The sequence below is a fragment of the Streptomyces sp. CRCS-T-1 genome, assembly GCF_024442335.1.
GTDB lineage: Bacteria > Actinomycetota > Actinomycetes > Streptomycetales > Streptomycetaceae > Streptomyces > Streptomyces koelreuteriae.
The window spans coordinates 3,392,935-3,406,533 of the sequence record NZ_CP101651.1 but is presented as its reverse complement, the minus strand read 5'-3'; the positions used below and the strand labels follow the sequence as shown (position 1 = coordinate 3,406,533).

Here is a 13,599-nt window from a genome sequence, read left to right as displayed (position 1 = left end):
TGTCATTGCGCTCGGTGTTGCGGAACCACCGCCGGCCCCCTGACACGCATCGCCGCACCGCTGGCGAAGGTGATGGGAACGCGGGCGAGGGGAGTTTCCCCTGGCGCCGGCTGCCAGACGTTCATGCAGGTCACTCCGGGTTCGGGTTGAGCCAGATGCTGCGGGCGAAGTCGTCGAAGATGCCCAGGTTCGCCGTCAGCCAGTCGAGTTCCGTCGACACCGTGCGCACGGTCGCGTAGACCTCGTGCTCCTCCGACCACCAGCCGTAGTTGAGGGATCCGTACTCGCCGTTGTCACCGAAGTAGCGAAGGCAGCGCAGCCCTCGCCCCAGGCGGTCGGAACGGAAGTCCGAGACGTCGGGCCGGCGGACAGGGTGGTCACCTGCCGCTTGAACCATGATGTGGAGTTCCGTGTCCTGGTCCTTGCCCTCCGACTGCGCGGTGAGAGCGTAGAAAGGTTGCGGGACCCGGCCGGGGTCACCGCTGTAGACGAAGGCCTGGTGCGCCGGAACGTTCGGGATCGGATGGGCCTCGGCCAGTTGCAGGAAGTGATCGGCGATCGCAAGCCGCTTGGGCCGCCGCCACCACCGCTTGTGGCGTTGATGAACGATCTCCGTGCATATGACGGACCACTTCACCATCTCGTCCTGGTCCCGCTCGTTGTCCGTCCAGTGCAGGGGCAGAGGGAACCACTCGGTCGGGTCGGCCTCGGATTCGAAGAGGATCATGTGTGGTCAGGGGGTCCGATCACTCGAATCGTCGGACGGTGTGCCGAAAACACCCTTTCCGGTACGGAAGAGGCCATGTCGCAGATTTTCCTTCCGCGAGCCAAGGTGAGCTCTGGGCCAACGCACGATGCAGCCGCCAGTATCACGAGGAATTCCAAGTACCCACTTCCTCATCCGGGCTGATCCGGATGGTGCGGGCGAATTCGTCGACATCGTCGAGAGCCCGGAGGATCCGGCCGGCGTCGGGATCGGCCAGGATGATCAGGACGTCCGCGGCTTCCGTGCCCTTCTCATAGCGCCAGGCGTAACGGAGGCCGACGTGCACCTCGTTGCTGTCCGCGTCCTGGTAGTAGCGCAGTACCCGCAAGCCGGTTCCCAGATGCGGGGAGTCGAAGTCCTCGACGATGGGGGGCTCGACGGCGTAGCTCGCATCGGCGTGGGTCAGCTCACGAAGCGCCGTTCTTTGGTCTTCGCCCTCCTCGATCTCCACCAGGTCGACGTACGCAGGAAGCGGGATGTCTCGCGGGTGCGGGAGATGGAGGAAGACCTCGAAGTCCGGAAAGGCTGCAGGGGCCCGGACGGCGTACATCAACAGGATGTTGCTCAGCAGGTCCACTTCGCCCGGTTTCGGCTTCTCCGATGCGAAATCCGCCCAGAGGCCCTCGGCGAAGTAGCGTGCCCACGCTTCAGGCGTTTGTGCCTCATCGACGTCCTCAAGGCCCGGTTCCGGCCACATGAGCGGGATGCGGATCCAAGGGGACAGATCCATGGCGTGCTTGACGTTGAGCCAGCTCACTCATAACTCCATCTGAACGTGCCGACCACCGCGTCGAACAACTCGACCAGCACGCCGGTGAATTCACTGTCGATATCGCCGTCACCCGGTGTGGAGAAGTTGATGCTGATCCAGCGACCGGGATCGTCCGCCACGGGGAGCACGTACTCGACCCGCCGCGTCGGCAGGGCAGTTTGCTGTACGGCTTCAGGCGCGGAACTGAGTTTTCCCTCGTCAGGGGTGGAGCGGTAGTCGCGGCGGAGTGCGGGTGCCCCTGCCACGTCGACTCTTGTCGCCGTTCCGCCGGGGATGTCCTCGTCGGCCAGTTGAGCGATCACTGCCTGTGGAGGAACGGCATGGGTTTGGCCGATTGGCATCTCGGCAACGATGAAAGAAGCCATGAGGAAGATTCCTCCGCGCGGGAGCGCCGGAAGGTAGAGGTCTAGGCCACCGTTTCTCCTGGCCGCGCGCGCTTGCTTCTCCAACTGGCGACGCATGTCCAGCCGGAAGCGCATCGCATCATCCCGCGGAATGTCCTCCGGGACTTGCCCCATGTGTGAGAAGAGGAGCTTCTCGAGTGCTTCCTTCGTTCCCTCCCGCAGAGGGATGCGGACCCAGCCGGGTGGCAGGATGAGCTCGTAGCCGCGGGGAGCAGTTACCTCGACGGCGGGTGGCTGTTGCTCTGTATCGGGCGTGCTCACGCGCGGGCCTGCTTCTTGAGCTGTCGGTCGGCGATCAGGATCGTCAGGGAGGAGAGCACAGAAACTACGGCCAGCCAGCTGTAGCCGATGGCCCCGATGATGTTCCAGATCAGGTACATGACGGCAACGATCTTGATCGTCTGGGAGAAGTTGGAACCCGTCCGCGGGTTACGGATGAGTTCTCGGTTCCTGAGAAGCAGGACCAGCATCAGTACAGGTGCGATCATCAACGGCCATGCCGCGTAACCGTAGGTAAGCCAATCCATTCCGCCGTACTTGCTGCCGAGGTCTTGGAAGGCGAAACAGAGAATCGGCATCAGTGTGTACGCGGCAAGGAACTTCATGGCCTGTGATTCCCGTGGACTTTTCGCCGGGATTGTTGCCACTATCTCCACTCCCTCGAATTCTGCTTTGAATGTCGTCGCATCCGGTTTATGTTGGTCGATTCGCACTCCGGAGTGGTCACCATCGGCTCCCGACTTCACGCTTCAGGACATCCTTGGCGTCACCGTATTGGTCCGCGTAGGGGCCCTTTTCTCCGAGTTTGTCACCCACGTCTACCGTGGTGGCAGCCCCGTAGTTCAGCTTAAACTTCAGTGCGGCTTTGTCCATTGCGTCGGCTGCCTTCGCCACATCGGGATTCCCGCCGAACTCGGCGCGCATGCTCTTGGCGAACTTGCTCGCACTGGCGACCTCCTCCTCGCCGCTCAGCAGGCGGTCAAGTCGGTTCGTCCCGGGCCGTGTTTCCTTGGCCCCGATCTGTCGCAGTGCATCCTTCGCGCGCACCGCTTTCGCGCCGCGGGCCGAGTCGGTGCCGTATCGCATGATGTTCTTGTCGAGCATCTTGCGCAGATTCGAGTACCGCTGGAACCGTCCCGCCCTACTAGCAGCCTTGAGTGTTGTCGCTGCGGACTTCACGCCCTTCAGAGCGATGCTGCCGAATCCCAGGGTCGCTAGCGCGAAGACGTCCATGGCGACATCCGCCCAACTTCCGTCACCGGAGAGAGCCAACAGCGTGTGCCCGACACCGACGAGTGCTGTAAGGCCGATGGTGGTCAACATGATGGCGGTCGCCAGCCATCCGACCGGCGTGAAGAGGAGGGCGATGACTCCGATAATGGTCGCTGCCCAGCTCAAGATATCAACAACGGTTTTGATCGCTTCCGCATGCTCGTGAACCCAGTCCTTGAAGTCCTCCCACTTGCTGTCCTTGATGATGTCCGAGATGTCTTTGTCGATGTTCTCGGCGTAATGCTGGGCGCGGGAGTTGCGGTCGGAGATGACCTGGTTGAGCTGCTTGTGGTACGGCGCCAAGTGGCTGTTGGGGTCGGATTCCTCCGACGCCTTCTTGCCGCCGTCTTTGTCGTCCTTCTTGGCCTCGGCTTCCTTCTTCTTCACCTCGGCAGCGTGGTCCTCGTCGGCCTTCTTCGCGGCTCGTAGGACGCCGTCGGCCCGTTCCTGGAAGCCCTCCAGTTCGTTGGCCCACTTGCCGAGGTCGCCGACCACGCGTTCGTAACGGGCCGCCGTCTCGCGGAAGCGCTTCTCGAGGTCGCCGGACTTCTCGCGGATCTTGTCGGCGTAATTGCCCTGCAGCGCGTCGCCGTCGGCGGCCTTGCGTAGGATGCCGGCCTGGTCGCGGAGGGTCGAGGCGAGGTCCTTCATCTTGCGGACCTCATCGCGGATGTCCTCCGGGTCGCCGGGGATCGGGTCCTTCTCTGCCAGCGGGTGCCAGTCGACCGGTCGCCGCTTGCCCTTGCCCGTACCCATCGGTTACTTTCCCCCGTTCTTGCCGCGCTTCTTCTCGCTCGCGTTCTTGAGATCGATGTCGAGCTTCTCGAAGCTCTTGAGTGACGTCTCAACTTGCTCGCTCAAGTCCTTGACATTTTCAAGGAGTTCACGGCGATAGTTGTCCCAGTTGCTCACGAACTGGTCCATCTTGCCGGCGATGCTTTCATGGCCCCAAATGTCATGAATTTCGGCACGGTGATCGTCGATGCCATTTAGGGCTCTGTTGATGTCCCTCAGATTTCTTTTCGAAGACTCCAGAAGTTGGTAGTCGACTACCAGGCGTTCGTGCTCCCCCATGGGCCCCTCCGTTAACACTTGCGTGGTCAGCATGCTCTCGTTGGGCTCACCACCGTCACAGTCGCAAAAGGCTGGCTGTCAACAATTGATTACGCCGCGCAGTAGAGCCCGAACATCTGGTGCCGCATGCCCACGTCCCATCCGTCGGAATGTGCGCCCCGGGACCAGTCGGTTTGAAGCTTGCCGAATCGATGTCCCATGGTACGGACGTGGCTGCTGGTGGCGGAGGCCTGGCCACGGGGTCTTCACATCTACGAACGGTGGCTGAGTGTCGCAGGGCCGGAGGTCGGGCCGCCTTGCGCAGCGCTCGGCGAGCAGAAGCAGTCACGCGAGTGAAGCAACTGCTTTACGGTGTCCCGGAGTCACCGTGCCAGCCGGTGTTGCTGTCTCAAGCTCGGCGTCTTCACCTGTTGACGGCTTGAATCTCCTGGACGGTGATGTCCTGGTCGTTGCCGAACGTGCCGTTCGGGAGGTCGCCGCCGGCGCCGCCGGTGCCGGTCCATGCGATGTCCCAGGTGATGGTGGCCTGGAGCTTGTACGTGCCGTCGCCGGAGGAGCGGAGGTACTTGATCCCGCACGGCGGTGTCTGGTCGGCCTTGCCCTTGGCGTAGGGCTCGCCGATGGAGTCGTCGGCGTTGATGGTGCACTCGCCGGAGGCGGGATAGGTCTCGGCGTCCTCGGTGCCCGGCTCCAGCTTGAGGGACACCGGCTTGGCGGTGGTGGTGGCCTGGATGTTGAAGCCGGGGACGTTGAGGGCGGCTGTGGCCTGGACCTCGTCGAAGACGGCCTTCTCGAGCCAGGCCCAGGTCGGCAGGTTCACCTTGGTGTTGGCCTCGGGAGCGAGGGTGACCTTGGTGTCGGGGAGCTCCATGTGCTGGTAGGCGAGAGCGGCGAGGATCTCCGGGGTGATGGCCTCTTCGTACTGGGGCGGCGGGGCATCGCCGTTCTCGACCCAGAACGGGAGGTCCGTGCACGAGGTCCGCTTGAGGTAGTCCGGCTCGTTGGGGTTCTCGACGCCGGCCCAGAACATGCCCTTGCCGTCGTTCTCGACGTTGTAGTCCTTGTAGCCGGGTTTCCCGGGGATGTCGAACTCGTCCTCGTAGTGGCGCTTGGTCTCGCCGAGCGCCGCGCCCGGGGTCCCGCTCATTCCAGGCGTGTTCAGCTGGCTGTCGATGTGCTTGGACATCTCCTTTTTGAAGTCCTTGGCGCCGAGGTAGGGGGCGTACCAGCAGGGAGGGGGTGTCCAGTTGACGTCCGTGGACGTCACGTTTCCGGTGCCGCCGCCTTTGGCGACGGAGCCGGAGTACTGGATGCGGGCGGCGGCGTAGACGCCTTGTTTGTCGCCGCCGCCTTGTTGGCTGGCGCTGGCGCCCTGGCCGTTGCCCGTTGGCTCCACCGCGTGGGCCGGTTCCGTAAGGACGAGAGTGCCGAGGGTCAGCGTCAGTGCAACCGTGCCCGTGCGGAGGATGGTGTGGCGCGCCATGTTCACCGGCACTTCTCCGCCTTGGTCTCCACGAACACCTTTGACGCTTGCCAGAGGTCATCACCCGTGGGGAACTTGACCATCACGATTTTGAAGTAGTCGAAGTCAGCGATGCTGGGCTTGCTCTTCAGGACTTTCTCGGTTTTGACCTCTTTGCCGTAGAACTTGCTCGAGTCCACGCAGAACGCGACTTCCACTGAACTGCCGTTCGGGGCAGACCGCGTGGTGGCTTGGTAGTGGCGACGGGTGCCGGTGGCCGTCCAGCCGCCGTCGACCCTGCTGTTGATCTGGGTCTTTGCGTAGTGCAGCCCCTCGCCCGTGGAATAGGCGGTCACGCCCGCGTCTTTGGACGTGCGCTTGTAGACGCCCCGGTAGATGGCACGGACGAAATTGGCGGCATCCTCCATCGCAGCCGCCTCGTTTTTGTCCTTCGGCTTGTCCCAGTCGAAGACCAGGTCCATGTCCTCAGGCAGCGACACGTCCACGCCGTCCGGCTTGTCCCCTGCTGGCGCTCCCGCGGGTGACGCCGACTCCTTCGGCGTCTTCGTTCCCTGGTCGGCGCCAGCGATCTTGTCGTTGTCGCTGGACTTGTCGTCCCCGCTACCGCAGGCCGTCAACAGCAGTGCTGCCGTCGCTGCCAGCGCGGCAGCAACGGGCAAAGGGCGGCGCTTCACAGTGGACTCTCCCCGTGAGACAGATGTGAGTTCAGGGGACAGACGCTATCGGTGGGGTTCTCGCTTTCGCCAGAGCGAGCTTGGCCGATTGTCGGGGCATTTAGGGCGTATAGGGGTGTAGTGGAGCGGGTCGTGTCCTGATCGTGCCTCACCGGTGAACGCTCCGGACGCTTGGGCGTGCTGCGTCCTGGGGCGTTCGGTATGGCTGGGTGTTTTGCTATCGCGTCGCCCTGCAGTCAGGGCAAGAGCATGGCGGACAGTTGGACGTGTAAGGGACGGGTTCGGCGGACACCGCCGGTCACGATCTCTACCTTGAGCGGCGGTAGGGGGATTCCAGGAGTACGGCGGCATCCTGCAGGGTCGGGAGTCGGTGACACGCTCCTGGCTGCGTAGACAGATGCCGGGGCCCGCTGAGGCGGCGGAACTCGCGGACCGGGACCCCGTGCTCTCACAGCCGTCGCGGCCCCGGCACGGCGCGGCCGCTTCGGATCGCCCCCCTGTCCTGCCCCCACACGTACCCCCGGGGGCGGTCGGCGAGTCCGAGGATGGCGACGAGCGCGGTGATCTGTCGAGGGGAGCGGGTGGAGGGCCGCCTGCTCGTGGCTGCTCGTGTGGTGGAACCGGGTTCTGATAAGCCGCTGTCAGTGAAGGGCGGCCCCCCCTCGAGCCGGTGCGGGGGTTGAACTTCTGGTCGTGGGGGTGCCACTGGTGCCGGTGGGAGCGGCGGCGGTTGTCGCCAGCATTCGTCAGCTGGGCTCAGGGGACAGCAGTGGCTGGTTCTCCGTCGGCTTGGGTCTGGTATTCGAAGCTGACCGTACCGACTCCCGCGGAGCCCACTGAGCCGCCCCATCCGCGGTGTGACTGGGGCTCGGTGGGGAGGTGATGCCGATTGGCCATCAACCAAACGTGGCTCAGTACGGAGCCCCCCTTCAGCAGCTCGATCTGCCTTCATCCATCCACCGTGCCAGCAACTGGTTGCGATACGCCTGGAACAGCGGGACAAACGGGGCCGGGACCCCGACCCGAGCTTCACGCACCGCCCTGCTCAGTGAGTGCCTCGGCAGGGTCGACGAAGGACACCGTCTGCAGGACGGCCGACATCAAGCCGTAGATCTCCGTCCAGTGGTCCATGGACGCCGTGTAGAGCGTGAAGATCGCGGTGCATGGTCCGGTGGGGAAAGGCACATGGACCTGAATCTGGCCTGTGAGGAGCTTCGTGTCCTCACCGCCGGCCGTCAGTTCAGCGCTGAGATCGTATTCGCGCAAGGTGATACACAACACCGCCGGGCCGCAGGGCAGGTCCAGCCATATGGCGTTGTTGAACGGGTCGCTGGAGAGGGTTGCGAGGACTCCCTGGGCGACGACGTCGGTATCAGTACCAGCGTGGTTCGTCGGAGCAATGGCGACGGTGAGGGCGCATTGGGCGATGCCCTCGGCAGGCTCGTGTCGGATCACTTGTCCAGCCGGTGAGTCGCCTTCCTCTGCCGTGGAGAACAATCCCATCGCCGCATACGAGACGCCGGTATCTCCCATGAGTTCGGCTATCGCCGCGTAGTAGGGGGCGGCAGGCTCCCATATGCTTTCATCGCCGCGGGAGTACAGCTCTTGCACGAAGGAGAGAGCGCGCTCGCTGCGTTCCTCTGGTGTGGCGGCTATGGGCAGAGCGAAGAAGCCCTCGGGTGCGAGGAACCAGAGGGGTGGGACGTTCCCGTCAGCGGCACTGACGTGCTGTGCGTGAGTGGAGTCAGCGGCGGGGATCATGTCGGGTGGTGCGCCGTTCTGGTTGAGTGCAGAGCCAGGGTCAGGTCAGGAAGTCTTCCTGGTGGTACTCCGTCAGACGGAGTTCGGTGCCATTCGCGTCCATCACCGTGTTCAGCCCGGAGTGGCCAAAGGAAGCGTGCACGGTGCTCGGAGCCAGCACTTCGATACGAAAACAGCCGCACGAGTTTCGCTTGACCAGAGGCGGTTGGGCATCTGATGCCTGGGCTGTCGCGAACCCTTCGGCAGTGGTTCGCTGGGGCTGTGTGAGTGATGCCAGGGGGATGAAGTCGGGAGCTTCGATCAAGTACCGGGTAAGCCTCTCCCGGTTGATGCTGCTTGCCCTGAACCATGAGCCGTCAGTGAACGCGATCTTTGCATCGTTGCCGATCTTGAAGTCTCTCAGTTCAACCCTCTCGATGCCGGACCGGGGGATCTCCCAGAGAAACTCATCGGCGATGCGTTTTTCGTCTCCCTTGACGTAGGGGAAGCCCACGAGCACGAGACGCTGGTCGGTGATGACGGCGTGCGTGCGGTACCGGTCCTGCGGGGAGCGGGCGGGGTCCAACTGCCAGGGCAGGGTACGGGCGACGCTGCCAGGAGCAGCCCACATGACGGGGAAGTCTTCCACCTCGTCAGCCCGGTCGTGCGAAGTGTCCGAGCCTTTGCCTGAGCGGCCTGGGCCGACGCTGCCTGCCTGGGACGACAGCAGGCCCATCACAGCCAAGCCCGCAGCCATGGCGGCGCCCTTCAGGGTGTTCCGGCCGACGGTACTCGCAGTGGAACGAACAGTGTAGGCGGGGCCTTCGGGCCAACCGTCAAGTTCGTTCTGGATGTCATTGCGCTCGGCATCGCGAAACCAGCGCATTCCTTTGACCGGAGTGGCTGCGCCCGTCGCGAAAGTCAGCGGAGCACGGGCGATGAGAGTCTCTCCGGAATCGGGCCACCAAAGGCTCATGTCATCAAATCCTTTCACGGCCACTTGGTGCGCCATGATGAAACACCTGGCTAGTCACCCGCTATGTGTCCGTAGATCTTGGGGGCAACTTTGAGGCCGGCGTCGAGGGCTATGCCACCCGCGCTGAACGGGTTGATGGCCACCCCCGGAATCATGTTGGCTCCCTTGGAGCCGATCAGCTGCCCTTGATGGTAGCCCGCGTAAGAGAGGCCACCCATGCGAGACATCAAGCCGCTGCTGCCGTGCGCAACCTCGAAGACGTTGTTGGACATGCCGCCGATCTTCACCAAGCCGGCCTTGCCGAGCCCTCCGGAAATATCCGCGGACTCCTTGCCGAAGGACATCAGAACTCGCGAACTGCCGATCTTGGTCGCACTGAAGCCCTTGCCGAGCCTCTCTGCCGTCAACGCGGCCTTGCCCGCGCCGACCACCTTGACTCCCTTGCCGAACATTCCGATGCCGGGGAGCAGCCCTACTGCGTCGAGCCCGAGCGTGGCCCAGCTCACATCCGCACCGGCCGCCTTGGCCACGCCGTGCGTCGCCAGCGTCAGGCCCGCGCCGATGAGTGCGGCGGTGCCGAAGATGGCCGCGAGAGGCGGGAACGGGAGGGTGACGATGGCCAGCATTCCGAGGACCGCGGTGATGTCGCCCATCACGTCACCGATCGCCTTGATCAGGTCGGCGTGCTCCTTGAGCCAGTCGCCGGTGGCGTCCCAGGCGTCCGCGATGCCGTTGCCCAGCTTCTCCCAGAAGCCCGGCTCGTCGGGGGCGATGTCGGCGGCCTTGTCCAGCTCCTTGCTGATCTTCGCGGCGGCCTGCTTGTAGCGGTCCTCGAGTTCATGGACCTTCTGGATGAGGCCGGTGACATCGCCGGAGGCCTTGCCGTACTCGTCGGTACCTTCCTTGGCCTCGGCCTTGGCGTCGAGCTTCTCCCCGGCCTTCTTCTCCAGCCGGTCCGTCTCGTCCTGGAAGTCCTGGAGGTCGTTGGCCCAACGGTGCAGTGCCCGGGATGCCTTGTCGAAGGACTCGTGGCTCTTGCGGATGAGCGGGGTGACGTCCTCGCCTATGTACTCGGTGAAGGCGACAGCGGTCTTGCCCTTCCAGGCGCCGCACTCTATTCGCTCCAGCTCTCGTACTGCTGTGCCCAGTTCGCCCGCCAGCTTGCCCAGCCGTTTGGCGAGTTCCCGGGTGTCCTCCACGCTTCCGGGAGTGGGGTCCCAGCCGATGTTGGGAGGGACGGTGCGCTGACCAGCCACGCTACTTGCCCTTCTTCTTGGCCTTGAGCGACTGAGCCAGCTCAAGGTCAAGGCCGTCGAACGTCTCGCCGATCTTGTTGATCATCTTCACCGCACCGTGGGTGTGTTTGCCGAGCTGCTTGATGCCGTAGCCCCAGTCATCGGCGAAGTCCTGGACGTCCTCGACGAGTTGGCTCTCACCGACCGCCGAGGAATCTGTGCCTCGGAGGTCGCGGCGGGCGTCCTCCATGCGGTCGCTGATGGAGGAGAAAGTCTTCTTCAAGTGCTCGAAAATGGTGTCTTCGAGGCGCAGATCGCTCATCTGGGGATTCAGTCTCTGTCGGTTGGTGGCGGCCCTGCGGAGTTGCGGACCCCGCCTGTGCCGGATCAGTGGTTGGCGGCTGTGAGCGCCTGGGCGGCGATGTCAGGGGAGCGGCCGAAGGGTCCGTCGCGTGGGTCCCTGTGGGAGGTGCGAGGCGGACGCGGCAGTGCGCAGGACGGAAGGCGGCGCTTCAAGTGAATCCCCCGAGAAGCAGTATCGGTCTGCCAAGTGCTACGACGGTATCTGCTCGGTTCTACGGTTCGCCACTGCGAACTTCCCCATAGAACTGGGTGATTCGTGTGGATGAGGGCGGGGTTCGTGTTGTGCGCGTGTCGGCGCCTCTTTCCTCAGCGGCGGGACTGGTGAAAGTGTGTCCACGGAGGCGATCGCTATCGTGAAGAAATCTCTACGAAGGTCACACGATCGCATCGGCCTTGATGGGCCTTGGGGCGGCGACTTCTCCGGTCGAGAACGAGCCGACCGGGGGCGCCACGAAGGACGCGATCACGCGTGATGTGGCGTATTCGGCCCAGGCTCGCCTTGAGGCCTTTGTCAGGGGGAGTACGGCCAGGGCGCACACGCGAACCGCTACTTTGCGGCGTCCGCCCTCACCTACTGGGTCGACCGGGTCGCGGCAGCCAAGAGTCAAGGACGTGGCGAACGGTAAGAGCGCGGCGGTCCGTGTGCTGGGCCTCAGCGGTCCGGCACACGCAGGCGACATCCAGGGCGGCGGTGACGAGGGCCGTGCTGAGTCCGACCATTCGGGCGGCGCGGAGACCGGGTCGAGTTGTGCTTCACCCCGGCCTACGCCTCGCTGCTGGTCTCCAACCCATCCGTTCCTGGGCTGCTCACTGTCAGGAACCCGACGGTTCCTTGTAGAGGCGTACGGTGGCGGCGATCTTCCGCACCGTCGCTTCCGGTACCTCGTCGGACACTCCCGTGGCGCCGAAGAACGACCAGGAAGTCAGGTCTCCCTGGGTGTTCTTGAAGGCGAAGGTCCATGCCTTGCCGTCCGTCGAACACTTCTGCGTCTTTTTCATGTCCACGGACCAGGCGACTCCCAGGCTCCCCTTGATGCCGGAGTTCGTGGTGAACGGCTCCACCTCGCCCGGTCTCACCTTGGTCTTGTCGGGTTGGGTGAATTGCCCGTACACCCAGGTCTCGGGGTCGGAGCCGGCAATCTCCTCGGTACTCCGAGCGCCGTTGTTGCCTCTGGAACCTGCGACGGCCAACGGCGTGTGCTCCTCGGTGCCGTCCTTGTCCTCGTCCGAGGAGCACCACTGTTCCTTCAAGTACGCGGGGGCGCGCATACCGATGAGCGGGGTGTCTTCCGGGTCGTCGTTCTCGGAGACATACGTGACCCAGTCAGGGGACTGGAGTGCCCACTGCGGCGGAACCTCGAAAGCAATTCCCTGGTCGGGGTTCGTCACCACCTTCCAGCCTTTGACGGTCGGGGTCTCGGCATCCGCGTCTGTTTCCGTGTCCCGAGGGTTGCTCGGATTCGCCTGCGGCGTAGACGTCGTGTAGGGGGCGCTACCTGCTTGGTCGTCCTCGCGGCCGCCGAGCAGGAGGAAGCCGGTTGCGGTCGCGGCTGCTACGACGGCTGTCGCCGCGGTGACGGCGATGATCGTGCTGCGGTTCCGGCGGCCGCTCGACGACGGGGGCACCGGCATACCGGGCTGTTGCGGGGGCGCGTTCGTCGCCTGCGGCTGCTGGAATGGGTTCGGCTGGTGGTATCCGGGCTCCAGGTACGGATTCGATGGCTGCCCGGCCGACGGCTGCTGGGGTTCCTGCCCGCCCTCGGGCGGCTGCTTTCCTGGCCACATGGGGCGTAACCATACGATGATCAGCGCCGGAGCGTGAACGGCCGCGAAGAGTCAGCCCGGGTAGGGGGGAAGCTCTCTGCGGCCGTACAAAAACGAGGCATCCAGGGGTGTCACCTGTTGACGGACTGGATCTCCTGCACGGCGACGTTCTGGTCGTTGCCGAAGGTTCCGTTGGGGAGCTGCGTAGGGTTGGGATTGCCCGTGCCGGTCCAGGTGATCTCCCAGGTGACGGTGGCCTGGAGCTTGAAGGTGCTGTCGCCGGAGGAGCGAAGGTAATTGATGCCGCACGGGGGTGTCTGGTCGGCCTTGCCCTTCGCGTACGGCTCGCCGATCGAGCCGTCATCGTTGATCGTGCACTCGCCGGCGGCGGGATAGGTCTCGGCGTCGGGCGTACCTGGCTCCAGTTTCAGGGAGACCGGCTTGGCGGTGGTGGTGGCCTGGATGTTGAGGCCGCCCACGTTGAGCGCCGCAGTGACGGAGGTCTCCTGGAACCGGGCCTTGTCCAACCAGGCCCAGGTGGGGAGATTGACCTTGGTGGTCTCCTCGGGGGCGAGGGTTACCTCGGTCGTCGGCAACTGGATTCGGTTGTAGGCGAGTTCGGCGAGGACTTGCGGAGTTACCGCGTTCTCCACGGGAGGGGCGGTACCGTTCTCGACCCAGAAGGGTTGCTTGTCGCAGAGCTGGGCCTCAGGCTCCGTCCAGCGGTCTTCGTCGCGGACAGCCACCCACCAATTGCCCTCATCCTTCTGGTCGAGGTTGTAGTTCTTGTACTTTCCGTCCTTGTACTCGTCGCGGAACATGCCGACGGAAGCTTTGGCGTAGCTGTGCTGACCCGGAGTGTTGACCGTCTCGTCGTACATGTTCTCCACGTACTTGGAGAACTCCTGCGCAGAGCGCGGTTCGTACCAGCACGCGGGCGGGGTCCAGTTGTCTACGGGCGTGACGTTTCCCGCACCGTCACGTCCACTGCCTGCGGCGGTGCCCGTGTACCTGATCATGGAGACAAGGTCGCTTCCGGACCGTTTGCCGCTGGTGTTGACCTCAGCCTCGGATGC

The 13,599-nt window shown here is 64.1% G+C and carries 14 protein-coding genes; all 14 read right to left on the bottom strand.

The window, feature by feature from the left end:
* Positions 1-130 precede the first annotated feature (130 nt).
* Positions 131-727, bottom strand: a complete 597-nt coding sequence (locus NNW99_RS15145) for a hypothetical protein (protein WP_215119658.1) — start codon at positions 725-727, stop codon at positions 131-133.
* 142 nt (positions 728-869) lie between these two features.
* The gene (locus NNW99_RS15140; RefSeq protein WP_215119657.1) at positions 870-1,523 is read right to left on the bottom strand and encodes a hypothetical protein; all 654 of its coding nucleotides are present in this window, start codon (positions 1,521-1,523) and stop codon (positions 870-872) included.
* Entirely contained in the window at positions 1,520-2,203 is a 684-nt protein-coding gene (locus NNW99_RS15135) for a hypothetical protein (protein WP_215119656.1), read from the bottom strand. The genes NNW99_RS15140 and NNW99_RS15135 overlap by 4 nt, the downstream gene beginning before the upstream one ends.
* On the bottom strand, positions 2,200-2,688 hold the full coding sequence (locus NNW99_RS15130; protein ID WP_215119655.1) for a hypothetical protein: 489 nt from the start codon (positions 2,686-2,688) through the stop codon (positions 2,200-2,202). The genes NNW99_RS15135 and NNW99_RS15130 overlap by 4 nt, the downstream gene beginning before the upstream one ends.
* A complete protein-coding gene (locus tag NNW99_RS15125; RefSeq protein WP_215119654.1) occupies positions 2,666-3,970 on the bottom strand; it encodes a putative T7SS-secreted protein in 1,305 nt (434 codons plus the stop codon). The genes NNW99_RS15130 and NNW99_RS15125 overlap by 23 nt, the downstream gene beginning before the upstream one ends.
* A 3-nt stretch (positions 3,971-3,973) precedes the next feature.
* A complete protein-coding gene (locus NNW99_RS15120) occupies positions 3,974-4,288 on the bottom strand; it encodes a hypothetical protein (protein WP_215119651.1) in 315 nt (104 codons plus the stop codon).
* A gap of 403 nt (positions 4,289-4,691) precedes the next feature.
* Positions 4,692-5,771 carry a hypothetical protein gene (locus NNW99_RS15115; protein WP_215119649.1) on the bottom strand — a complete coding sequence of 360 codons (1,080 nt, stop codon included), beginning with the start codon at positions 5,769-5,771 and terminating at the stop codon, positions 4,692-4,694.
* Between the two features lie 2 nt (positions 5,772-5,773).
* On the bottom strand, positions 5,774-6,445 hold the full coding sequence (locus tag NNW99_RS15110) for a hypothetical protein (protein ID WP_215119648.1): 672 nt from the start codon (positions 6,443-6,445) through the stop codon (positions 5,774-5,776).
* Between the two features lie 1,029 nt (positions 6,446-7,474).
* Positions 7,475-8,206, bottom strand: a complete 732-nt coding sequence (locus NNW99_RS15105) for a hypothetical protein (RefSeq protein ID WP_215119647.1) — start codon at positions 8,204-8,206, stop codon at positions 7,475-7,477.
* 40 nt (positions 8,207-8,246) lie between these two features.
* Positions 8,247-9,197 carry a hypothetical protein gene (locus NNW99_RS15100; RefSeq protein WP_251057806.1) on the bottom strand — a complete coding sequence of 317 codons (951 nt, stop codon included), beginning with the start codon at positions 9,195-9,197 and terminating at the stop codon, positions 8,247-8,249.
* A gap of 14 nt (positions 9,198-9,211) precedes the next feature.
* On the bottom strand, positions 9,212-10,417 hold the full coding sequence (locus NNW99_RS15095; RefSeq protein WP_215119646.1) for a WXG100 family type VII secretion target: 1,206 nt from the start codon (positions 10,415-10,417) through the stop codon (positions 9,212-9,214).
* Between the two features lies 1 nt (position 10,418).
* A complete protein-coding gene (locus tag NNW99_RS15090; RefSeq protein WP_215119644.1) occupies positions 10,419-10,718 on the bottom strand; it encodes a hypothetical protein in 300 nt (99 codons plus the stop codon).
* 854 nt (positions 10,719-11,572) lie between these two features.
* Positions 11,573-12,544, bottom strand: coding sequence for a hypothetical protein (locus NNW99_RS15085; protein ID WP_215119643.1), 972 nt, complete (start codon positions 12,542-12,544; stop codon positions 11,573-11,575).
* 110 nt (positions 12,545-12,654) lie between these two features.
* On the bottom strand, positions 12,655-13,542 hold the full coding sequence (locus NNW99_RS15080; RefSeq protein ID WP_215119642.1) for a hypothetical protein: 888 nt from the start codon (positions 13,540-13,542) through the stop codon (positions 12,655-12,657).
* Positions 13,543-13,599: the final 57 nt, after the last annotated feature.

What these genes read in the sequence shown, in the direction of transcription:
- NNW99_RS15125 (WP_215119654.1), bottom strand. Translation starts at nt 3,970, where the DNA reads ATGGGTACGGGCAAGGGCAAGCGGCGACCGGTCGACTGGCACCCGCTG.
- NNW99_RS15085 (WP_215119643.1), bottom strand. Translation starts at nt 12,544, where the DNA reads ATGTGGCCAGGAAAGCAGCCGCCCGAGGGCGGGCAGGAACCCCAGCAG.
- NNW99_RS15145 (WP_215119658.1), bottom strand. Translation starts at nt 727, where the DNA reads ATGATCCTCTTCGAATCCGAGGCCGACCCGACCGAGTGGTTCCCTCTG.
- NNW99_RS15115 (WP_215119649.1), bottom strand. Translation starts at nt 5,771, where the DNA reads ATGGCGCGCCACACCATCCTCCGCACGGGCACGGTTGCACTGACGCTG.
- NNW99_RS15120 (WP_215119651.1), bottom strand. Translation starts at nt 4,288, where the DNA reads ATGGGGGAGCACGAACGCCTGGTAGTCGACTACCAACTTCTGGAGTCT.
- NNW99_RS15100 (WP_251057806.1), bottom strand. Translation starts at nt 9,197, where the DNA reads ATGGCGCACCAAGTGGCCGTGAAAGGATTTGATGACATGAGCCTTTGG.
- NNW99_RS15090 (WP_215119644.1), bottom strand. Translation starts at nt 10,718, where the DNA reads ATGAGCGATCTGCGCCTCGAAGACACCATTTTCGAGCACTTGAAGAAG.
- NNW99_RS15080 (WP_215119642.1), bottom strand. Translation starts at nt 13,542, where the DNA reads ATGATCAGGTACACGGGCACCGCCGCAGGCAGTGGACGTGACGGTGCG.
- NNW99_RS15105 (WP_215119647.1), bottom strand. Translation starts at nt 8,206, where the DNA reads ATGATCCCCGCCGCTGACTCCACTCACGCACAGCACGTCAGTGCCGCT.